This is a genomic window from Erysipelothrix larvae (assembly GCF_001545095.1).
Classification (GTDB): domain Bacteria; phylum Bacillota_I; class Bacilli_A; order Erysipelotrichales; family Erysipelotrichaceae; genus Erysipelothrix; species Erysipelothrix larvae.
In genome coordinates, this window is the sequence record NZ_CP013213.1 from 2,031,363 (window position 1) to 2,054,909 (window position 23,547).

Annotated in this window: 24 protein-coding genes; 8 read left to right on the plus strand and 16 right to left on the minus strand. The window is 37.4% G+C overall.

Annotated features, from left to right (window positions below):
- Positions 1–13: 13 nt before the first annotated feature.
- From AOC36_RS12090 to AOC36_RS09225, 7 genes are read left to right on the plus strand one after another with little or no spacing between them, the layout of a single operon-like run.
- Complete coding sequence (locus AOC36_RS12090; protein ID WP_099091543.1) at positions 14–154, plus strand: OadG-related small transporter subunit; 141 nt, start codon at positions 14–16, stop codon at positions 152–154.
- A 5-nt stretch (positions 155–159) separates the two neighbouring features.
- Positions 160–1,197, plus strand: coding sequence for a [citrate (pro-3S)-lyase] ligase (citC, locus tag AOC36_RS09200; protein ID WP_067633576.1), 1,038 nt, complete (start codon positions 160–162; stop codon positions 1,195–1,197).
- Positions 1,190–1,510, plus strand: coding sequence for a citrate lyase acyl carrier protein (citD, locus tag AOC36_RS09205; protein WP_067633577.1), 321 nt, complete (start codon positions 1,190–1,192; stop codon positions 1,508–1,510). The genes citC and citD overlap by 8 nt, the downstream gene beginning before the upstream one ends.
- Positions 1,498–2,409, plus strand: a complete 912-nt coding sequence (citE, locus tag AOC36_RS09210) for a citrate (pro-3S)-lyase subunit beta (RefSeq protein ID WP_067633578.1) — start codon at positions 1,498–1,500, stop codon at positions 2,407–2,409. The genes citD and citE overlap by 13 nt, the downstream gene beginning before the upstream one ends.
- Positions 2,396–3,940 carry a citrate lyase subunit alpha gene (gene citF, locus AOC36_RS09215; protein ID WP_067633579.1) on the plus strand — a complete coding sequence of 515 codons (1,545 nt, stop codon included), beginning with the start codon at positions 2,396–2,398 and terminating at the stop codon, positions 3,938–3,940. Before citE ends, citF begins: the two co-directional genes overlap by 14 nt.
- On the plus strand, positions 3,933–4,517 hold the full coding sequence (gene citX / locus AOC36_RS09220) for a citrate lyase holo-[acyl-carrier protein] synthase (protein WP_067633580.1): 585 nt from the start codon (positions 3,933–3,935) through the stop codon (positions 4,515–4,517). The genes citF and citX overlap by 8 nt, the downstream gene beginning before the upstream one ends.
- Positions 4,510–5,898 carry an oxaloacetate decarboxylase subunit alpha gene (locus tag AOC36_RS09225; RefSeq protein WP_067633581.1) on the plus strand — a complete coding sequence of 463 codons (1,389 nt, stop codon included), beginning with the start codon at positions 4,510–4,512 and terminating at the stop codon, positions 5,896–5,898. The genes citX and AOC36_RS09225 overlap by 8 nt, the downstream gene beginning before the upstream one ends.
- Positions 5,899–5,935: 37 nt before the next feature.
- Here the strand turns inward: AOC36_RS09225 and citG are convergent, their stop codons facing one another.
- The 10 genes from citG to AOC36_RS09270 all read right to left on the minus strand — a co-directional run bounded on the left by citG (position 5,936) and on the right by AOC36_RS09270 (position 14,818).
- On the minus strand, positions 5,936–6,757 hold the full coding sequence (gene citG, locus AOC36_RS09230) for a triphosphoribosyl-dephospho-CoA synthase CitG (RefSeq protein ID WP_157777174.1): 822 nt from the start codon (positions 6,755–6,757) through the stop codon (positions 5,936–5,938).
- Between the two features lie 3 nt (positions 6,758–6,760).
- Positions 6,761–7,453 (minus strand): GntR family transcriptional regulator, encoded by a 693-nt coding sequence (locus AOC36_RS09235; protein WP_067633585.1) that lies wholly within the window; start codon positions 7,451–7,453, stop codon positions 6,761–6,763.
- A gap of 357 nt (positions 7,454–7,810) precedes the next feature.
- Positions 7,811–10,102, minus strand: coding sequence for an immunoglobulin-like domain-containing protein (locus tag AOC36_RS09240; RefSeq protein ID WP_067633587.1), 2,292 nt, complete (start codon positions 10,100–10,102; stop codon positions 7,811–7,813).
- Positions 10,099–10,617 carry a signal peptidase I gene (locus AOC36_RS09245; RefSeq protein WP_067633590.1) on the minus strand — a complete coding sequence of 173 codons (519 nt, stop codon included), beginning with the start codon at positions 10,615–10,617 and terminating at the stop codon, positions 10,099–10,101. Before AOC36_RS09245 ends, AOC36_RS09240 begins: the two co-directional genes overlap by 4 nt.
- A complete protein-coding gene (locus tag AOC36_RS09250; RefSeq protein ID WP_157777175.1) occupies positions 10,595–11,152 on the minus strand; it encodes a hypothetical protein in 558 nt (185 codons plus the stop codon). Before AOC36_RS09250 ends, AOC36_RS09245 begins: the two co-directional genes overlap by 23 nt.
- Before the next feature lie 2 nt (positions 11,153–11,154).
- A complete protein-coding gene (locus AOC36_RS09255; RefSeq protein ID WP_067633594.1) occupies positions 11,155–11,817 on the minus strand; it encodes a TasA family protein in 663 nt (220 codons plus the stop codon).
- A gap of 346 nt (positions 11,818–12,163) precedes the next feature.
- Entirely contained in the window at positions 12,164–13,645 is a 1,482-nt protein-coding gene (locus AOC36_RS09260) for a flavocytochrome c (RefSeq protein ID WP_067633596.1), read from the minus strand.
- Between the two features lie 434 nt (positions 13,646–14,079).
- Positions 14,080–14,262 (minus strand): zinc ribbon domain-containing protein, encoded by a 183-nt coding sequence (locus AOC36_RS12680; RefSeq protein WP_157777195.1) that lies wholly within the window; start codon positions 14,260–14,262, stop codon positions 14,080–14,082.
- A gap of 107 nt (positions 14,263–14,369) precedes the next feature.
- Entirely contained in the window at positions 14,370–14,636 is a 267-nt protein-coding gene (locus AOC36_RS12240) for a transposase (RefSeq protein WP_067633598.1), read from the minus strand.
- A complete protein-coding gene (locus AOC36_RS09270; protein WP_157777176.1) occupies positions 14,636–14,818 on the minus strand; it encodes a hypothetical protein in 183 nt (60 codons plus the stop codon). The genes AOC36_RS12240 and AOC36_RS09270 overlap by 1 nt, the downstream gene beginning before the upstream one ends.
- 39 nt (positions 14,819–14,857) lie before the next feature.
- On the opposite strand from AOC36_RS09270, the gene AOC36_RS09275 reads away from it, so the two are divergent.
- Positions 14,858–15,139, plus strand: a complete 282-nt coding sequence (locus AOC36_RS09275; protein ID WP_198401174.1) for a hypothetical protein — start codon at positions 14,858–14,860, stop codon at positions 15,137–15,139.
- A 113-nt stretch (positions 15,140–15,252) separates the two neighbouring features.
- On the opposite strand, the gene AOC36_RS09280 is transcribed toward AOC36_RS09275, so the two are convergent.
- The 6 genes from AOC36_RS09280 to AOC36_RS09305 form a co-directional block, all read right to left on the minus strand.
- Complete coding sequence (locus tag AOC36_RS09280) at positions 15,253–17,616, minus strand: hypothetical protein (RefSeq protein WP_067633604.1); 2,364 nt, start codon at positions 17,614–17,616, stop codon at positions 15,253–15,255.
- Positions 17,603–18,469, minus strand: coding sequence for an ABC transporter ATP-binding protein (locus AOC36_RS09285; RefSeq protein WP_067633606.1), 867 nt, complete (start codon positions 18,467–18,469; stop codon positions 17,603–17,605). Before AOC36_RS09285 ends, AOC36_RS09280 begins: the two co-directional genes overlap by 14 nt.
- Before the next feature lies 1 nt (position 18,470).
- Complete coding sequence (locus AOC36_RS09290) at positions 18,471–19,601, minus strand: hypothetical protein (RefSeq protein ID WP_067633608.1); 1,131 nt, start codon at positions 19,599–19,601, stop codon at positions 18,471–18,473.
- Between the two features lie 75 nt (positions 19,602–19,676).
- Positions 19,677–20,033: a hypothetical protein gene (locus tag AOC36_RS09295; RefSeq protein WP_067633610.1), complete on the minus strand. Its 357-nt coding sequence runs from the start codon at positions 20,031–20,033 to the stop codon at positions 19,677–19,679.
- 598 nt (positions 20,034–20,631) lie between these two features.
- Positions 20,632–21,474: an ATP-binding cassette domain-containing protein gene (locus AOC36_RS09300; protein ID WP_067633612.1), complete on the minus strand. Its 843-nt coding sequence runs from the start codon at positions 21,472–21,474 to the stop codon at positions 20,632–20,634.
- Positions 21,471–23,540, minus strand: coding sequence for a hypothetical protein (locus tag AOC36_RS09305; RefSeq protein WP_067633614.1), 2,070 nt, complete (start codon positions 23,538–23,540; stop codon positions 21,471–21,473). Before AOC36_RS09305 ends, AOC36_RS09300 begins: the two co-directional genes overlap by 4 nt.
- Positions 23,541–23,547: the final 7 nt, after the last annotated feature.

Here is a 23,547-nt window from a genome sequence, read left to right on the forward strand (position 1 = left end):
GGAGGAACCCAGTATGACATTCGATATGGAGTTAATTAAACAAGGGTTAGAAATCATGGTTGTAGGTATGGGTGGCATCTTTGCATCGTTGCTTATTATCTATGCATCCAGTGCGCTTTTACTCAAAATATTCCCAGAAGAAACGCATAAATAATCTGTATGTTTCAATTGAAGCAATTATTCATTCATCGCAATCAATACCAAAAGGATACATGGGAATCGTTTCTTAAAACATCAGGCATCAAGTCTGAAGCAAGTGTTGATGCGGTTTATGGTATTTATGACGACCAAACGCTGATTGGTACGGGTGCCATCTACCAAAACATCTTGAAATGTCTTGCAATTAGCGAGGATTATCAAGGAGGTGCGGCATTAAACAAACTGATATCGCATCTTATGGATGCAGTATGGCAAAAAGGATACACAGCATGTTATGTGTACACAAAACCCAGTGTTGTCCAGTCATTTATGCATCTTGGATTTAAAGAAATTGTCCGCGTTAATGATGCGCTTGTATTCCTTGAGAAAAGCATGACAGGTCTTGATTCCTATCTTGCTTATCTAAAAGATAACAAACAAGCATCTGATAATGCATGCGCAATTGTTATGAATGCTAACCCCTTTACATTGGGGCATCAGTATTTGGTTGAACAAGCATCTTCGGAAAATGACTGTGTTTATGTCTTTGTTGTAAATGAAGACAGTTCACAGTTTCCAAGTGCAATTCGCAAAGAACTTGTCGTTAAAGGGGTGTCTCATTTAAAAAATGTTGTTGTTTTAGACACACGGAACTACATGGTATCTTCGCAAACATTCCCTTCATATTTTTTGAAGGACGATCAAGATGTAACACGGGTTCATGCAACACTCGATGCAATGGTATTTAAAACACACATTGCACCAGCACTCTCAATTACCAAGCGATTTGTTGGGGATGAACCGTATTCATTCGCTACTGCAATCTATAACACAGTTTTAAAAGAAGTGTTAGAACCAACAATTCATGTTGAAATTCTTGAACGCAAGAAAATCAACAACCACATCGTAAGCGCTACGACTGTGCGTAAATTGTTAAAGGAAAAGAACACAGAGGCTGTAAAGCCTTTTGTACCGGCCACAACCTATCAGTACTTAATCAGTACTGATGGACAAAAAACAATAGAAAAACTAAGAACAGGAGGAAGTGGAAATGGCTAAATTTGAAATACAGAAACAAGCAATGGCAGGAACACTTGAGTCATCTGATTTACAAATCGTAATCGACAAAAACGATGGCAAGGGAATTGAAATCAATCTTCAATCAAGTGTTGAGTATCAATTTGGGAAACAAATCCGAGAAGTAATCCTTGAAACACTCAATCAACTGGGTATCACTGATGCAAAGGTTGAAGCAGTGGATAAAGGTGCTTTAGATTGTACAATCAAAGCACGTACAATCGCAGTAGTTCATCGTGCATGTGGCATTACAATGAATTATGATTGGGAGGAACTTGATTCATGGAACGTTTAAGAAGAACGATGATGTTTATACCAGCGAGTAATCCTGGAATGTTACGTGATGCAAATCTCTATGGTGCAGACTCAATTATGTTTGACCTTGAAGATTCAATCTCATTGAAAGAAAAAGATACCTCACGGTTCTTACTCTATCAAGCAGTAAAAACGCTTGATTTTGGAACAACAGAAACGGTGGTTCGTGTCAATGACTTATCTAATGGGGGTGTTGATGATATTCACGCGATGGTTCGTGCGGGGATTGATGTGATTCGACTCCCTAAAACGGAGACAAAAGAGGATGTCATTGCTGCAGAAAAAGTAATTCTAGATGCAGAAACAAAATGTGGTCGCGAAATTGGCTCAACCAAGATCTTTGCAGCAATTGAAGGCCCATTAGGAGTGCTCAATGCTTACAGCATCGCAACTGCAAGCGAGCGCTTGGTAGGGATTGCCTTAGGTGCAGAGGACTATGTAACCGCCATGAAGACTCGTCGTTACCCAGAGCGTAACAGCGATGAAATTTTCTTTGCACGCTCAATGATTGTTCATGCAGCACGTGCTGCAGGCATTGCAGCGGTTGATACAGTATTCTCAGATGTCAATGATTCAGAAACATTTGAACGTGAAACAGCCTTTATCCGTCAACTTGGATTTGACGGTAAATCCGTGATTAATCCACGTCAGATACCGATTGTAAATAAAGTATACCGTCCAACAGATAAAGAAATTGCGAATGCACTTGATGTTATTGCCGCAATTCAAGAAGCTGAAAGCAAAGGTCTTGGGGTTATCTCACTCAATGGTAAGATGATTGACAAACCAATTGTTGAACGTGCAGAACGTGTGATTATGCTTGCTAAAGCAGCAGGAATTAACCTAAATGCAAAGGAGACTGACCATGGCAAAGAATAAAGTCGGACGTGAAATTCCAGAAGTATATGCATCGAAGTTTGGTGTATTTGAAGATCAATTTGCACGCAAACCAGAATACAAACGTGCAAGTGGTAAAGCAGTCGCAATGTTACCCAATGAATCAAAACTTAGAGATTCAATTCGTGAGGTAATCCTTGAGACTGGACTCAAAGATGGTATGACCATCTCATTTCACCACCACTTCCGTGAGGGTGATCAGGTTTTAAACATGGTAATGGACGAGATTGCAGCACTGGGAATTAAAAACCTATCGCTTGCATCCAGTTCAATTGCAAATGTTCACGCACCACTCATTGACCATATTAAAAATGGCGTGATTACAAACATTACGTCCAGTGGACTTCGTGATAAAGTCGGTGCTGCAATATCATCAGGCATCATGGAAAACCCTGTTGTCATTCGTTCACACGGTGGCCGTGCACGTGCGATTGAAATGGGTGACATTCACATTGATGTTGCCTTCTTAGGTGCACCAAGTTGTGACCATTACGGTAATGCAAATGGCTCACATGGTAAAGCAACCTGTGGTTCTTTAGGGTATGCTAAGGTTGATGCTGAGTTTGCAGATAAGGTAGTAATCATTACGGATAACCTTGTGCCATATCCTAACACACCGATTAGTATTCCTCAAAATCATGTAGATTATGTGGTTGTGGTGGATTCAATTGGTGATCCAAAAGGAATTGCGAAAGGTGCAACACGTTATACCACAAATCCTAAAGAGTTATTGATTGCAGAATATGCAGAACGCGTCATCAGAGAAACACCATACTATAAGAATGGTTTCTCATTCCAAGCCGGTACTGGTGGTTCTGCTTTGGCTGTTGCTCGTTATCTTCGCAACTCAATGATGCGCGATCATATCAAAGCAAGCTTCGCATTGGGTGGTCTTACAGGCCATTTATGTGACATGATGGAAGAAGGACTCATCGAGAAAGTACTCGATACCCAATCCTTTGATATTGGAGCAACTGAATCACTTAAAAAGAATGAATCACACTATGAAATCTCTGCTTCATTCTATGCGAATCCTGGAAACAAAGGTGCAGCTGTCAACAACCTTGACTTTGTCGTATTATCTGCTCTTGAAATCGATACCGATTACAACGTGAATGTAATGACTGGATCCGATGGTATGATTCGTGGGGCATCTGGTGGACACTCTGACACTGCATGCGGATCAAAAGTATGTATTATCTTAACACCATTGGTACGTGGACGGATTCCAACTGTAGTAGAACATGTGAATACCATTATCACACCAGGACAATCGATTGATATCGTATGTACCGAAGTGGGGATTGCAATTAATCCATTGCGTAAGGACCTTCTTGAAGTCTTTAAGGATTCAGACATTCCACAATTCACCATCGAAGAACTCAAAAACAAGGCTTACAGCATTGTGGGGACACCTGATCCAATTGAGTACGGTGAAAAAGTTGTGGCACTCATTGAATACCGTGACGGTAGCTTGATTGATGTTGTACGTCAAGTTAAGCGTGATGAATAACTTAGAAATTTCGTTGAAACAAGCATTCAGTGTTGGTGAAGTATCAACACTGGATGCAATCTTAGATCATCGCGAAAAGCGCAGAAGTTTTCAGATCAAGTTGGGACAAACATATCCTGGGTGTGTCATTATCTCCTATAAATGTAACATACCGGGTCCCATTAAGAATAATGCGGTCATCACACAGATCTTTAACGTTGGACATACGCGCATTCTCACAACACTTCAAACTGTTTCATGGCACATGGTTTATCATAAAACCATAAACCTACCGACTGGACTTGATGGGTTCTATGTTGTAAAAGAGGCTCACATGAAAGAAGTAAAAAGTGCGATGGTTCAACTTGAAGAAACAGACACCCTTGGTCGTCTGTTTGATATCGATGTACTGACCTATGAAAACAACGCACTTCATTCACAATCACGAACAGCATTAGGGTTTAGCCCACGAAAATGTCTCATCTGTGATCACGAAGCCAAAGCGTGTGGACGCTCGCGCAAACACTCTGTTTCTGAGCTCCATGATACGATCATTAAATATCTAATAAAAGAGAGAGGAGCTGAGTCTATTGACTAAATCAGTTGGAATTGTTGATACAATTCTACGTGACGCACATCAAAGTTTGATTGCGACACGCATGACTACAGAACAAATGATTCCTGTACTAGAAAATCTCGATAATGCAGGATACCATGCTTTAGAGGTATGGGGTGGCGCAACCTTTGACGCATGCATACGTTACCTAAACGAAGATCCATGGGAGCGATTGCGCACAATCCGTAAGCATGTAAAACATACAAAACTGCAAATGCTACTACGTGGGCAAAATTTATTGGGGTACAAACACTATCCTGACGATATTGTCGATGCATTCATTCAAAAATCCATTGAAAATGGTATTGACATTGTCCGTTGCTTTGATGCACTTAACGATATTAGAAACCTGAAACAAGCCGTTAAATCTGTGAAGAAATACGGAGGCCATGCACAACTTGCGATTTGTTATACCATCAGTGATGTTCATACAGATGCGTATTACTTTGATCTTGTGAAAGAAATGGTTGAATTAGGCGCAGATTCTATTGCCATTAAGGATATGGCTGGAATCTTAACACCGCACCGTGCAGAAAGCATCGTTAAAGGGATTAAAAAAATTACCACGATTCCACTCGAAGTGCATACTCATGCAACAAGTGGTATCTCCGAAATGACTTACCTAAAAGCAATTGAAGCAGGTGCAGACATTATTGATACAGCAGTCTCTGCATTCTCTGGTGGTACCAGCCAACCTGCTACAGAATCCATGATCCTTGCATTAAGAGAAATGGGATATGACATCGCCGTCGATCTTGATGAAGTTCAAATCATACGTGACCATTTCCTCAAGGTAAAAGAAACCTTTGTAGAGAGTGGCGACCTCAACATTCAAGTGTATGCAATTGATCCAAACACATTGATCACACAAGTACCAGGGGGCATGATATCCAACCTATTATCGCAACTCAAAGAAGCGAAACAATTGGATAAATTCCAAGATGTTCTCAATGAAGTACCACGTGTTCGTAAAGAACTGGGGTATCCACCTCTTGTAACGCCTTTATCACAAATGGTTGGAACACAAGCGGTTATGAATATCTTAAGCAATGCACGCTACAAACTCGTACCCAATGAGATTAAAGAATACATGCGGGGATACTACGGTAAACCACCTGCACCCATAGATGAGAACATAATTCATCAGGTGTTGGGTGATGACCAAGAAATCATCAGTGTCCGCCCTGCTGACCTGCTTCAGCCTGAACTTGAACAATGTAAAGAGACCCTTAAAGAAATTGCCACTTCTTTAGAAGATGTCTTAAGTTATGCACTCTTCCCTCAACTTGTCCTTCCTTACTTAAAGAAGAAGCATGACCCATTTTACGATGTGATCGTTCAAGATGTTACCGTAATCCTATAGAATGACTTCGGTCATTCTTTTTTTTCATAAAAAAACCTCATAGCGAGGTCTCAATCATATCGAAAAATAAAGTTAATGCAAGTAGATCTGCAGATCCTCCTGGACTTAAGTTACGGCTTTTGAATTCACGATTTAACACCTCAAGTTCATGTTCAAACTGTGCGGGGGGCCTGTTTAAGATTCGTTTGGCTTCATGTTGCGTATAACTCAACGCCTCCATTCCACCCCGTTTCAAAATATTAGAATCATCATTCTTTGCCATTAAATGCAGTAATACGCCCAGTTGGCGTTGACGTGGAGGAAGGTGCTTATTTTTTTTAAGATACGGCAGTGCCTCATGCATGATAAGCGGAAATCCATGTTCTACTTCCCCCCGTATGCCTAAAATTCCAAATTGATGGTACATGTGTTCACCATGTGTTTGGTAGGACTTCAAAGAAGTCAGTTCTTTTTCGGTCAATCCTTTTGTCATCGCCATCACATACGCAATGATACTGACTAAATCAGTGTTCTGTTGCGCTTGGCATGCACCAATCGCACTTAACACAACACCAAAGGAAAAGTTTGCACCTTTGTGTGTGTTAACACCCTTGGTAGTTCTAAACATGGTTTCTTCTGCGTTTAATCCAATGACGCGTATTTTATTGAACACGTATTTAGGATTCGACGCATGTTCAAAACCTACCTGATAATACGCCTCAAAACTTTCCTTAAAGCACAACGCACTATCAATGAATAGTTCAAAATCCATATCAGTATGGGCACCATTATCAGCTGCATCAACAAGTCCTGGTTTTGGTGTTAATGCAGCTTCCAATATGAGTGCTTTAATTGCTTGATTCACAACTTCATGCATCATCACTTAACGGATCAACTCCGTAAATTCATCAAGAATAAAATCCTCGGATAAAGCTAAGTGTTCTGCGATTACCATTCTAAGCTGTTCGGTGTCTTTGTTTTTTAAGCATCGTAATATTAACCGATGTTCATGTAAAGCATGTTCCCTCCGTGCATCAGCGGACAGTGAAATGTTTCTAAACCGTGCAAGATAATCATGCAACCGATTTTGGATTGCCTCAAGTCGTGGCATTCTTGCAAATTGGAAAATCAACGAGTTAAATTCCCGAGACAAATTAATCACTTGTTTTACATTATTTTCACGCTGTGCTTCATCGGTACGATCTAACAAATCCTCCATAATTCTGAAGTCTTCCTCAGTCATCATTACCATTGCATTTTCTGCTGCTAAGATATCGAGGGATGTTCGTATCTGGTAAATCTCATGAACGTCTTCCATTGAAAACTGACGAACAACAATCCCATAATTCGGCACATATTCGACAATATCTTCGTCTTGAATCCGTCGCAATGCTTCGCGTACGGGTGTTCGACTTACATTTAAACACTCAGCGTACTGTTTCTCATTAATCCGTTCCCCTGTTGGAATAACACCACTAATAATTGCGGTGCGTAATCCCTCATAAATAATTTGGTAAAGTGGTAGATTTTGGCCCAAATCAACCAACTTAATCACATCTTGGATGTATTTCTCCATACATACCCCCTATTCTAACCTCTTGTTAGGTCTATTATAAGTGGACAACTCTTTTCACCGCAACCCTTGTATACACTTAGAACACTTATTAAACACTTTTAAAATTTATACCTATAAATCATCTTGATAATAATTTCGACATTTAAGTAATAACGGGTAATTAATTAATATATTTGATAATTTATTTCTAATTTTCTCCCATTTTATAACAATATTTTATAAAATCCAACGCTGTGTTTTCCATAAGAGCGGTTTAAAAAAAGACTTGGAATTGGCTTCCAAGTCTTCTGATTATCGGAATGAAAATCACCGATTTGACTTTCACTTTTGTATCGTTTGGATGTCATGAAATGGACCTTATGGTAGCGTTAACTCAACCCAAGATTTTCTAAAAATAGAATCACCAAGTCCAAGTTTTCCATAATTGTTGCTTCCAATGACATACATTTCACCCTTGTCATTGATCAAGACACTATGGTTATAGTATGCTCCCATTGAGACAATATTGTCTCCAATACTCCGTGATATTACAATGGGAACCGTGGTGTGGCCTTCTCCATAAGCATACGATACATTTTCTCCCCAAGCATATGCAACGCCATTTGAGTCCACTGCAATTCCATAACGCATTCCTGCAATGATACGCTCAACGGTGATGTTGTTATCTGGGAAGTATTCAATGAGTGTTGGTGTTGTCAGTGCTGTTAGATTATTATGACCCAGCTGACCGAGTTCATTTAATCCCCACGAATAAACATTACCATCCTGTGTTAGGATGTATGTATGCTTTTCTCCAGCTTCAATCTCTTTTATATCCGATACACTGAGTGTACTTGGCAGTTTTTGCGTTACATTAATCGGTGTTTTTGAGTCTTCTGAAGTTGATTCAAGGTTTAATCCATATAATCCCCTTCCCCAAGCATATAATTGATTATCTTCAGATATTGCATAACCGTTGTAGTAACCTTGTTCGACGTATTTTATCTTTGCATCATTTGGAAACGTTAGTTTTGTTGGTACTTCTGTATCTTTTGATGTACCTAAGCCGGTTCTATAGTTTAGCCCTTGTCCCCATGAATAGACTTCTCCTGCTTCATTTAAGACTAGAGGTGTGTAATATTCACCATCGATTTGTTTTATCTTTCCAAGACCTTTAAGTTCAGTAGGTACAAAGTTATGCTTGGTTCCTGACTCATTTCCTTGTACGCCGTATGCATCTGAACCCCAAATGAAAATACGACCTTCATCACTTTGTGCGATAATAAAATATATACCGCCAGCTAAGTCTACAATATTATGATCTTTAAGTAAAGACACTTCAACTAATCGATTTTTTGCGGCTCCCGAATTGATTCCTAACTGTCCGCTTCCACCATAACCCGCAGTATAAACCCTTCCATCACTGGACAAAACGATTGTGTTTTCATACAACAATTGCACACCTCTGGTACTGTAGATTGTAAGATCAAGACACTTCTCAATTGCCGCAAGCCCAGAGCTATCGGTTAGGTTATAACAGATATGGTAGGTTCCTGGTACCTTTGAATCATAGTTTGGAGGTGTTGTAATGACGAGGTTGTTTCTTAATGTTTGTTCATCATCAATATTATCACTCACATTCACAAGACTTGATAGAGATAAATTATCAGTTTTCGCCCTTCGTGGTGAATCGCTGATTGGTGTGATTACTGGTGGTTCTCCATCCGTTACATAAACTTCACGCACCACCTTTTGTGAGAGTCCATCATGGCTTGCGGTATAAGTGATTGTATAGATTCCAACCTTTGATGTGTTCACATTTCCGGATGTGATGACAGGTACCGATTCATCAAACTCATTGAATGCCACAGCCCCTGGATCAGTGAATTTTGTGTTTTGATCGATATACATGGGCGTATCACCCAATAGTTCAATTCTTAAACTGCTTGGAATGTTTATGCCGGTATCAATGGGTCCATAAACTTGTGCCATGTCTGTCCATAAAATGGTTGGGTTGCTTGCGCTTGCATTGACACGGACTCCAATTCCGATTTTATTCGCCATTAACCGATCTCGTAATTCTTTTACCGTTAATTTCGCGTCACTAAGGTGTAATTTATACGTATAGCGTTTCGAGTCATACCCGTCTCCTTCACCACTGATTGTTGAAAGAGTATCTTGGTTGACGGTTTTTTTAACCCCATATCGAACGCCACCGGGTGTTTGTAATGCTTGTGTATCGTTTTCGTTAAACCCAATCAATGCATGCGTTCCTGTGTTTGATCGGATATCACCATCATCAGTTGTTGAAGGATATAAAAGCACAATATCTTTTTCATTGGTTTCGTTTTCAAAAGCGAGCTCGATACTTGATTCAATGTCAACACTAAGATCAGATTTGTTTTTAACGACAAATTCGACCAACAAAATATCATCCTGCACGATTTTTGTGCCAAATCCACTTGCATCATTTGCATACCAGGTTACTGTACCATCTTGGTTAATGACACCCACTCTAAATTCTGTGATGTCAATGTTTAGTTTTGATGCACTAACTTGGTATGAACTACGCACGTTGTCACTGAACATGCTTTGTATTGGAGAGAACACAGATAAAAGAAACAGGAAAAATGACCCCATCAAAAGCGCACTTATGAGACGTCGTTTCATGATACTTTTTCCTTGTTATGCTTACGGTATTGTTTAAACAGATATAAACCAAGCATTATGGACGCAATGGGCAGCAATCCAAAAAGTACAAAGTTTACTGGTGTTTTAACGATTTCAATTAAGAATACTGCAAGTGTTGTATGAAAAACTGCGCGTCCTAAAACATCGTGAGACGCGATGATTTCTGGATCAATGTCGTTATTGTTATCGCCTTTAGTAATGAACCCCTCTTCGGTTATATCCACAACACGGTGGAATACCGTCGCATTCACAACGTTACTATGAAATGCAATTGGATCCCCAACATTGAGGCTCGAAGCATCCGTTTTCTTAATGATTACTAAGGTATTAATGGGGTAATCTGGAGCCATAGACCCCGTAGTGATGATAAATGGTTTATATCCAAATATAAACACTTCATCTCTATCTTTTCGTGTTAAAGAAAAGTGGAGTGCAAGCAATAACAAAACAATCGATAATCCAATAAGCAGATTATTGAATAGATTTTTCTTCATCGTCTTCACTTCTTTCTTTAATTAAATATCCACAAAGTATCAAAGAAGCCCCTATGATTATGAGATATTCCCAGTGTTTGGATTGATGTCCCGTATTGGCGAGTTTTTCGCCTTTTCGAACAATACCAAAGGTAAAGCGATACGTCTCAGATAAGGTCTGAATGACATTTCCTGTGCCTGGATAGATACTAAAATCCACATTAAAATCATAGGTTTCATTGATGTTCAATCGTGTTATTAATTGATTTACCTCAAGTCCTGAGACATCAAGGGCTTCAGAGCTTTGAGGTAACTTTAGTGTCATACTTTGTGTTAATGCATTATCATTCATCGATTTCACACTTATGAGATAAATATCCACTACTTCATGTGTTGTATTGTTAAATGAATAAGTAAATGTTGATGACATTCCTGGATGAACATCATCAACACTTATCTCTATGACAGTATTTTTTTGATTGATTAATGCATCATTGATATCAATCACTGAAACAGGTGTTGACAAACATATTAATGTTGCCAAGAGCCATTTCATAATTACGGAGTTTTAATACTGGTTGTTTCGATATTTTGCCATCCTGCATTTGTTGGAAGTCTTCCCTCGTTATTATTACGAAGTTGTAGCGCTTCTGTAATGAATGTAAAATCAATCGCCTTATCTTGTGCATCATTCTTAGCTTCTGGTGCAAATAAAATGGTATATACAACAGAATATTCATCTGAAGGACCATCTATTTCAACTGAACCACTTATTTTATCGATTTTCGATGTATATGCACCATTAGGATCGAAGGTTAAAAGTGTAAGTCCAGATTGGGTAAAATCTTTGACTTCCCCTTCATACACTTTAACTACTGGTGTCGCAGGTGAACCATATGTAATTTTTGTCAGTTCACCACTAATGGTAAGTCCATTGCGAATCCATGCACTTTTTGTCCCGTAATTTTTCATCGTTGCTTTTACGTAAATGACATCCCCTGGGTTAAAGTTTGTAAGTGTGTTTGATGGCAATAGATTACCATCTTTATCATATAGCTGATACTTACCATCTATATCAAGTGTACCAGCAGTGATTTTCGCATCTCCCTTAACTTGGTCACTAAAGTAAGCTAATAGTGAGCCTGCAAAAACAAAGAGTGCTACAATGCTAATTAGAAGCGCTAGGCTTCTTTTTCCGTTATTCTTTTTATTCTCTTTCATAAGTCCCCTCCCTTTGGATCTCTCCTATTATAGGGGAGTGCATCTGAGCCAAACAAGGTAAATTACTTCATGAAATTGAAAAATTATCATGATAACCATAAAAGATTTCAATACTTTAATCATAAAGGTACTGTTTAGTAGGGTTATTCGTTATTTTTATCGTAATTTGATATAGATTCTTCCAATATATTTTATTTAAATCATAATTGATATGATACGATTCACTGGATTTTCTTTGTAATAATTCACTATTTATTTATGATCGAACTATAATTAAATCATAAATATTGTTGCTACACCTTTTAATAAAAAGGGGTACCGCTATGGTTACCCCTTTGACCTTAAATCATTTATTCTTGATATATTCCGCAGCTTTAACACCTGATTGTCTTCCAAATATAATGATATCTGCTACAGCATTACCACCAATACGATTATTTCCATGGATACCGCCTACGAGCTCACCGGCTGCATACAATCCAGGGATTGGTGTGTTCGATTGATCCAATACTTCAGTATTTGCATTCATTTTTACACCACCCATTGTATGGTGAACACCCGGTGCAATTTTTATTGCGAAATATGGTCCAGTACCTAAATCATGATCCATTCCAGTTTTTCGTCCAAAGTCCGTATCGTTTTGAGAAGCAACTGATTGATTCCACGATTCCAGTGTGGTTGTAAAGCTTTCTTTATCTACATTCATTTTCTCAGCGAGGCCTTCAAGTGTGTCGGACTCGAGTACAAATCCTGCTTCAACATAGGTATTGATTGCTTTAACGCGGTCTTTAACACCTTGATCAAATACAAGGTACGCAGCGTGATCATCCAATCCTATAATGGCTTGAGACACAGTATCTCGTGTCTCTAATTCGTTAATAAAACGTTTGCCATCTTGAGCCACTAAGATTGCACCTTCACCTCTCACAGCTTCTGTAACCAGATACGATGTTTTTTGTTCAACTGTAGGATGGATTTGGATTTGTTCCATATCTATTGCATAACCACCTACTTTTTCAATCATGACAATGCCATCACCCGTTGATCCTTTTTGATTGGTTGTAACAAATCCTTTAAGTGATGGATTGTATTGTGTAACCATATCTGCATTAGCACCAAAACCACCTGTTGCCACGATTACTGCTTTTGCTTTGATGGTCTTTGTTTCTGTGCCATTGAAGGTTACTTTGACGCCAACAATCTCATTCCCTTCCTTTACAAGTTCTGTTACTTCAGCTTGTAAGAAGATAGGTACTTGTCTGCTTTCAACATTCTCTAAAAGTCCTTTGACTAAATATTGTCCCACTGCTGATCCATCTGCGGGGCGGTGAGTACGTTTCACACTCATTCCCCCAGTCACTGTTAAGTTAGACAATGTGATTCCCATTGAATCCAACCAATCAATAGCACTTGATGAATTATCCACAAAGAACCGAAGCAATTCAGGATCGTTTGTGTTTTTCCCACCTTTGAGCGTTTCCTCATAAAACAAATCGTTTGAATCTTCGATTCCCTCATTCTTTTGGAACTTGGTTTCAGATGCATTCATCCCCGCCGATGACTTAGAAGTATTTCCACCAACAACTGGCATCTTTTCGAAGATGACAGTATCAGCACCTGCTTCTTTTGCAGCGATTGCAGCGGACATTCCTCCACCACCTGCACCGATTACAATTACATCATATGCGTCTTTTAACGTATCAAGTTTAGCACCTTGAAATGAAGTAGCACTCGATTTCTCGTCACTGTCTTTATCCGTGGTATTTGACTTACCACATCCTGTGATAACGAATAGAATCACAGCCAAAATACACATTAATTTTTTCATTAGTAAAATTCCCCCCTTTTATAAAATCATACATCAAATACATATCAATACACCTTTTTTCTGGCACTCATTTAATATTTTATTCACAAAATCAACATATAATCCAAGAATGCGCTGAATTTTGTTAGGAACAGCAAACATTTCACGATATTTAAACAGAATCCTTTTGAAACACCCATCTTACTTCTAGCATTTTTCAAAACCGTATCGTATCGTTTAATCTGATGTTTAGAAGAGGACACCTGAAAGTATCCACCAAACTTCATTGGAATCATTATTACCCATTACTTCGTGAACTACTCGCCACTTAGCATACGCTCGAAGTGAGGGCTTCTTGAGAACAAAGCAAACTTAATCGACATTCCTGTCGACCAGCGGTCACTTTTATTTATCAAGCTATCCCCGATGTCCCATCGGTTTATTGTTTTTCATTCTTAGGATTGATGCGAAAGTCTTAATCCTTCATTCAGGATATTGATGCTTGCATTCAAATCACGATCGTGTGTGATGTTGCAGTTGGAACATTCCCATTGACGTATCTCCAGTGGTTTCTTTCCATCATTATGTCCACAGTGACAACACAGCTGACTGGACGGATACCAGGAATCAATCTTGATTACTTTTTTCCCATACCAACCGGGTTTGTATTTTTAGCTTTGCCACAAATTGTGACCACGACACATCTGCAATACTCTTTGAAACCCGCTTCGTCTTCATCATTTCTTTAACTTTTAAGGTTTCTATAAAAGAGCACATCATGGTTCTCGATTAGCTCCTTACTCACCTTGTTTAAGAAATCATTGCGTCGATTTGCGATCTTCTCATGGATTCGTGCGACTTTTAACTTTTGCTTTTGGTAATTCTTAGCTTCACTCAGCGGGACACCCCGTTTCTTTGCCTCCCTTTTACGTTTTGATAACTTACGTTGTTCTCGTTTCAGTGTTTGTGCTTCTTGGTTCGTGAACCGTGGGTTTAAAAATCCGTGTTCCATCAAAAGAGTACCGCAAAAGCAATCAATCCAAGATCAATCCCAACCTCAGACCCCGTCTTAGGTAGGTGCTCGATTGTTTCTTCGACTAAGAGTGAGACGTGATAGATTCCTGTTGTACTCCTTGATATCGTCGCGGATTTAATAACACCTTTTGTGTGGCGATGCATCTCTATGGGGTTCACTGTCACAGTCTTCTTCTGAATATAATTGGACAAATGTTTTTGGAGTTTGATGTCCCTAATTTTACATTAATGATGTTTTTAGATGGCACAACGATTCTTAATTTATTCAGTGATAAAACTATCCTTGAACAAACTATGGCAGAACCTTTCCCAAATTCAGACTATGAACGCGGAACATATATTTTTCCTGATAACAGTTCTCTCATTATTGGTGAACATAGTTTGATATTTGATACACCATTCTCTGCAAACATCGTTTCAATACTTAAGCAAAATTATACTGGTATTTACCATTTTAAATGCCAAAAAGAAAAATCATAATCACCAGAATAATATAACCAATATAGCATTCCCTCATTATTTGATTTCATTGCCTCAAAACCCTTTGATTAAGCATTTAAACATTCATTTAAAGTCTAATTGCTACAGTTTATTCACCGATTCTTATAATAGATATAAAGTGAATAGTTGCTTATTAAGGCTATGAAACCATAGACAATTAGTGATGTTAAGAAGGTCCCATTAAATATCGAACCATTCCCCATTAGTAGACTATGCAATGATAGTGCTTCAAAAGATTGTATCCCAATAAGTATCATAAGTAATGGAAGGAGTAACACAACCCCTGTCATAATAAATACAATAACTATAGACGTAAATTTAGAGGATATCCATAGAATAATGCTGGTTGAAAATATTGCTCCAGAGAGTCTTAAAACCCAAACTAGAAGCAGGTATTGCCACAGTTTTAGATCCAGTACCCAAGCTGGTATGTTACTTATTTTGAAATCACTTGGTAAGATACTTTGGAACGTACTTTGCCATGCATCCATGGTATATATCGAAGAGAATGTAAAAAGGTCAACAAGTGATACTATGATAACTGCTCCGAATGCAATGAGATAAGCAAGCTTAATCTTACTTTTGAAAAGGGGTAAATTACCCTTTTTCGTGATGGTAGCAATCCCATCTGGGTCTTGTTCATAATCAAATGCAATAATGGGTGATAACACGAGTACTAGTAAGACAATGAGTAGTAATGCATTTCTAAATTCTCGTGTTTCTGTATTAATAGAAAACAATGCTTGGTATCCATTTGGATAGACGAGTTCTTCTGAATTATTCGTTATGTAATGGTCATAGAATTGATTGAAAACCGCCTTATCAACTGAATGTGATAGGTATTCATTTATAAAGTCGTAATATGCTTCTTCTGTAATCGTGTGATCTTTGTATGCTTTTGCGTTTAGACTCAATTGTTTATTTAAGTTATCATAAAAATCATATTGCGTATCAATCCACAATATCTTCTCTTCATTGAGTTCTCCACCATGTTCACGATAAACCTCAACAAGTTTTTCATCAAGTGTCTTGATATTGAGTCCTTGATATATTCCGATATAGATATTTCCCAAATACAGACCGATTACGAGTACCACAAGCCATCCCTTTTGCATAATGAAACCTTTGTAAGACTCAAATCCAAACCGTTTCAATCTTGGTACAATAGTCGCATGAAGTTTATCAAATCTTAAATTGATCGAAAGTTGTGGTTTTAATTGCGCATTGCGCAAAACGATAATGCAGATTGTTCCAATAATGCATATAATAATTCCCACTCCATATATAAAATTAATTTTTGATAAGGAAAAACCCAATGTCTCAATTATTGAATATGATTGGAATAGGTCTCTTGCTTGAATAAGCGCATAAACATTTAGATACTTGAAAGGAACAAGCATCATGGTATCTTGAATGGTGAAGTATAACCCTGCACTGAATGAAAAAATCAAGAGGAAAGAGAATACCGCTTGTATACGATTTGGAATAACTTGATAGAGTAATCCAAACAAAAATGACAACGCCAGCATGCCTACAAATTGCCCAGACACCATCCACATAAACCATCGACCCAAAGACATATTAAAAGAACTATAAGCCAAAGATGGAAAAGATTGGATTGGTGCAAGCCAGTTGATAGAACTAAAAATGAGTTGATTTGTTAGGATAAGCAAGGCATAGATGGATATAAAGACCCCCAACAAACTCATTGTCCCTGCAATAAGTTTTGCGATGGTTGTTCTTGTTCTTCCTTTGTTGGTAATCAATAATAGATCATTCATCTGTGTTGTATGGTCTATTTCAAAAACAGATAAAAAGATAAATATTCCCACAATTATCAGGATTGGCTCAAGATTTGTACCTAAAAGCACATCAACACCCTTATGATTCTCAGATGACAAACTCACTCCCCTTAGGTTCTCAAAATATGCACTTTGTTTACTATAGTAGTCCTTTCTTTGTTCAGAGTAGTTTTTCCAAAAAGGTTGGTTTTCCATGGCTTCAATGACATTGATCGAATCCTCAACAAACCTTGGAAAGTCTTGAATCATTGTATAATAATCAAAGAGTGCTTGATAGAGCATTAAAGTCTCATTGATATCAAAATCCCTTACAAATGTTTGATAGTCTTGGATAAAACTTTCTGTCATAAATGCATCATTATAGTATTCTTGACGCATACTCTCAGCAATATCAGGAAGTGCTATATAAGTTTCATAATCAATATATAGATTAAGCGTCTCTATTTCATGCGCTATTTCCTGTGTAGCGACATCTATTTCCAAAGAATCATAGTTGTCCTTTAATTCCGAATATGCCGAAATATTTACCGAGTCTTTCTCTAAACTTGTCTTTGATATATACATCATTCCTACTGAAAGAAAGAGCGAAATCAATAAGACTCCCCTAATGAAACGCTGTGACCACAGCTTTTTTAGCTCCTCATATATTAGCATCATAATCCACCATATAGTATAGATATGCGTCTTCAAAAGTAGGTGTTTTATCCCCTTGTGCTGTTTCATCAATATAGCGAATCAAATACTTGGATTCGTATTTGTATACTCTTGAAACGCGGTATTGACTTTGATAATTTGGTAACTCATGGACTTCAATAAACTTTTCTACAACCTTGCCTTTCAATGTCTCTAAAAGTTCAAAGCCTGTACCTTCAAACACAATATTCCCTTTATTAAGTAAAATAACTTTGTCTGCAATGGACTCAATATCTTGCATGACATGGGTTGCGATTAATACAATACGATTTTCTGCAATTTCACTGATATAATTTCTTAACCGAATCCGTTCAAATGGGTCAAGTCCTGCGGTTGGCTCATCAAGAATGATGATCTTCGGATCACCCAATAAGGATTGCGCAAACATCAAGCGCTGTCTCATGCCACCTGAATAGGTCTTAATCTTCCGGTTAATACTTTCTTCAAGTCCAACTTGCTTAACCAAGGCATTGACTTGTATTGTCGCTTCTTGTTTTGAAATTCCCTTTAGGTTCGCCATATAATACATGAAAGCGAGTCCCGAGTAATTACCATAACCTTTTTGATTTTGTGGCATAAGTCCAATTAAAGAACGATACGATTCCTTTATATCCCAAATATGTTTGTCACCATAAGAAATAACACCTGATGTAGCTTTATCAAGTGTCGCAATGAGCCGAATCAACGTACTCTTACCAGCACCATTGGGCCCAATTAACCCATATATACCTGGCTTCATGGTAAAAGAAACATCTTTTAGTGCCTGAACTTCTTTAAATTTCTTTGACACATTTGTTAGATTTAGAAGTTCCATATTAGTGACTCAATAAGCCCCAAGGCCAACTTGCGATAATTTCTGCTTCACCAAATGTATTGTTTTGGATTGGTATTCTTATAAACTCCATATAATCTTGCCCATATCGATACGCATAGTAATAATCATCAGCTACTATTTGCACAAACCCAACGAGTCTGAGGTCTTCTTTTTCTGTATATGTCGACAAGATATTTCCTTCAATATCATAAAGGAAAATATCTTCAGGCTCATCAGCTAAATTCCCAATCACAAAGTAATCTTTTTGCATGATAACACTGCCTGTTGCTGGTTTTATGTACACTGTTTCTTTGATACTGGAATTATAGAGATTCATTGAATTGGTTGCTTCAACGTAGGTTACATATTTATCATTCTCCTTTTGATAAGGGGATAGATTTTCATCGATGAGTGATAACTGATTGTCTTCTGTATTCAACGAAATAATTGCATTACTACTAGTCTTGTCTTCATCAGTGAATGTTGTGGCATTCAAAAATACTTCATTACCGGAGGCCGATATAAGTCGAAGACCTGTTCCGCCTTCTATTTCCTCAAGACTCCAGTCACTCATATCAATACGGTTGACTTTAGTGCCGCCATATGTGTAATAAACATAACCCCTATGATAAATCATAGTGAATGATGATTCATCAGGTTTACGTTCAGATAGTACCGCAACTTGCCTCCTGTTGTTACCATCCAAATCCATTTGCATTAGTACTTCTGATATGATTCCAGCATCATTAACACTATCACTAACGTAATATAAATAGCCATTATAATAGTTTAGTTGATAGTAATCGGTTTCTGAAAATGAAGTACATGATTCTGGTGACTGAAACGAACATTTCGCATCGCCACTAGCGTCAACAATTGAAAATTGATTAGTCTTTTTATCAACATAACCCAACATGAAAGTATTATTGATTTGCACAAAATCCGTGTTTAAAATTTCAAAGTAAATACCCTCTTCACTTTCGGTGGCAGATCTCATCGCTGCAAAAGAACCACTTAATTGGTTTATATTATAATCATAACCCCAAATTGTGGGGTCAATTGGCTTTTCTTCTGTTTTACTACACCCAGTAAGCAATAAAAATGCAACGAGCACACTTGTTTTTATTTTCATAGAGCACTTCTCCTTATCAAAGTATCTAGTTAACAAGGGACTATAGCTGTTTTTGTTAGTTAGTTTACAGATTAATTAATAACTTTTATCCAGGACTCGCCTGATATTTCCATAAGAAAATTCACCTTTAACACGTGCGATTTTATAACCAGAAGTGAATGTTATCATCGTATACTCAAAACCGTCCCCTGCACTATTGTCTGATGCTGTACGCTGTAACATAGTTGAGCCCTTATATGCCCATGTGGTTTGAATTACTATCAATGCAGTACTTAGACTATTTGACTTTATGGATGCAGTTGCAGTAGTGTCGTTTACTTTGTTAATCAAATATTCGTATGTATCAGTTGCAGCACTTACACTTTGTGAAAGAAATAGAAAAACTGTTAACGAAAGAATTGTTCCAAGTAATTTCTTTTTAGTTTTGCTCATCAAAATTGTACCCTTATGCTATGGTTCCTAAAACTATTATACTTAATCTTCCAAAAAATATGTAGTACTATCACGCTATTTTTTAAGTGGTTTGTATTTATTTTACTTAATTTCAACAGATTTCACATATCAAGGTGAATAATTAGTAATTTTGCTCTATATTAACGGTATAATAATGAACTAAATATACTTCAATAAATAATATATGTTTGAATATTAAACTTTATATGGGGTTTTGACAGCCAACACAATTACTATGGGAGAGACAGTTTCTCTCTAAACTCCCTCTTTAAAGTGTTTGGTTTATCTTATTTTCAAAGGCATAAATGAAAGAAAAAATGCCGTAGCGAGCTGAGATTCAATCAGCATTTACAAATAAAGTGTGGCACTATTTGCGAAAAAAATTTTTAATATTACGATTATCTTTGAAGTGACAATCAACAGTTCAATGGATACATTGGTAAACATTTAAAAGCGTTGAATAAAGCATATTCACACATATTCTGCTACCTATAAATCCTTACTTTCTAAGAATTCAATTTCTCCATAAATCCATTATTCTCGTTTCAATCAATATTGAACAAAATATTTTAAACTGTCAGCCTAACAAATCAATGTACACATCATCAAGGGTTGTCTGGACTTGTCTCTCATGTAAAAGTTTTGAAATAAAGCGAATCTTTAAACCGTTTGATGTAGCCATTGCGCTCACAAACTTCGCAGAATCATCCTCATTTTTGATTGACTCAAAGGATTCATACGATTCAAAAACATTTGTATCATTAATCAGTGCTTCTTGATTCTTTATCGACAGAATTTGTCCATCTTTCATCACAATAATCTGGTCTGCAATCATTTCAACATCCGAGATAACATGCGTTGCAAGAATAACAATGCGATCTGTCGCTACTTCCGCGATAACCTTTCTTAAATTTAACCGTTGAACGGGGTCAAGGCCTGCTGTCGGCTCATCCAATAATAATATCTTGGGATCATTAAGCAGTGCTTGGGCAATGAGGACCCGCTGCTTCATACCACCTGATAATTGATCCAAAGATTTATGTTTAATCGTTTCTAAATCAGTGCGTTTCATGATGGTGTTTACGTTCTCTGAAATCACGTTTCGCTTAATCCCTTTCATTGTACTCATATAAATCAAAAAAGACTCCACTGTGAGATTAGGGATTAGCGATTGTTGTTGTGGCATATAGCCAATCATCTTTCGATAGTCATCACCCAATTGATGAATGCTTTTTCCATGATATAAAACGTCCCCTTCATAGCCCAAGGTTGTGCTTAAAATATTAATAAGGGTCGATTTCCCAGCACCATTGTGTCCCAATAAAGCATACACACCCTCATCTAACGATAAACTAATCTTATTCAGCGCTATGGTTTCTCCATAGCGTTTTGTTATGTTTTTAAGCTCAAGAATACTCATGATATTAACCCTCTTTTCACATTCATACCAATACCACCAATGACCAAACTCATATAACCTACCGCAACCACAGGATGTTCTAATATAGCCGTTGTAAGCACCATAAGTGGTGAGTATTCAGGGAAGAGTGTAAACAACCCCATCACCACAATAACAACAAATATCATGCCAAATAATGCCTTTAATCCGCTTGTTTGTCGGGCAAGTCGATAACTACTCAAAACAATCAATCCATACACCAAGGCCCTAATTAACAGTGTACACACCATGTACACTGCAAGTGAAACATCCAAGGACAGGTCAGTGTCAAGAATTAGACTCATTGGATAGTTCACAGTAAACAAATTATAGTATTTTAAGATCTTCGCAATATATATTCCATAAACACCAATACAGAGCACCCCACCAATCCCCAACAACAACTGGAGGTCGATCTTCTTCTTTTGTTTTCGACCTAAAAGAGTACTATCAAAAAGTGCATCAATCTTTGATGTCTTCGTTGGATTCACAAACATAAACACAAGACTCATCAGTGCTAAAGAAAGGGTTATAAAATGAATCTGCATGCTAAACAAGGACTCTCTACCAAAAAGCTGTTCGTACCCTTGTATATTTGAATAGTAGGCCTCCCCATTTATTAGTACTTGTTCGATTTCATCGCGTATCATGACAAGGGTACTGAGGTTGTTTGCTTTCTCGATGAGTTCACTATTATTGGTTTCATCACAATCCATTGTATTATCAATACAGGCATTGAGTTTGTCGCGCGCTTCTTGAGCGTCAAGGATGCGCACGTTCAAAGCTTCCAAAACATCCGCATCAACAATCCCCAGATACTCAGCACGCATAGCATCCACGTTTGCTTGTTCTGCATCTTCTAAGATGGTATAGCTCATATAGCGATACCCATTGTATCCAATTAAGATTACACAGATTAAAAATGCTTTATAAAGGATTCCCATTTGGAAGAATTCTTGAAGGGCAAGTGATTTAAACCTAAAGGAAAGTTTAAGGTCAAACTGCTTAAAGCCAATTCGATTGATATTTCGATACATTCCCCAAGATAAAATGCTAACACAAACAGTAAGAACACACAGTGCAACAATTTGCAGTGTAGCAAGTTGAAACCCTAGTCCCAAAACAATCGAAATATTAAAGCTTGGCATTGATCCAATAAGATAAGCATACACATTAATATATTTGAGAACACTGTAACCCGATGTAATTGAGATAAAGCTATGCATTAAGTACTGAACTAATGTCATCAAAATAAATACAAACAATGCCAGTGCATCATTTCTAAAAATGTGAATAAATATGATTAGAATGGAACCAATGAAAAGCATACTCAGAATACCAAGACTTGAAATCATAATGAGATAAGACAAACAATTTAGATAATAAGGGAACCGGTTGAATCCTGAAATAAATTGAATCGGAACATATAATGACAACCCCATTAACTTAAGTGTACCCACTGTAATAAGAAGCATACCCACTCTAAACAAAACAACACTAACTAATAATGCCAGTATCTTAGAAATATATAGGTGCTTCAACGATGTATGCGTACTCTCAAAAAGACGCAAAATCTTTATTTGAACATCCTGATAGAAAAGCGCTTGTACACACATAATTACAAAAATAAATGACAGGATTGAAAAAATAGGAGAGCGCAATACAACCGATGGAACATAGGTATTTTCCACATTCAATTCGAGTGTGTTCAATGTTTGATAATATTGAATTTCCTTCTTAAACCTCACTAAATTATCTTTTGAATTAAAAAGCGATGACTGTATTTTCTTCTGATTGTTTTCAATGATTTCGTTATTATATTGCGTAAAGTTTTGAATCGTCTCAATTTGATTTTTAAGATATGAACTACTGAGTGCTTCAGTGGAAAGATTCCCTTGAAGATACTGATTCCGTTGTGTTATATAACTTTGGTTTTCATCACTATAAAATGTACCCACCAAAAAAACCAGGAGTACCAGCATCAGTATCATGACCCCTGGAAGAATACCACGATAAGATTTAAGACGCTTTAGCTCTTGATTTAACATCATGAAT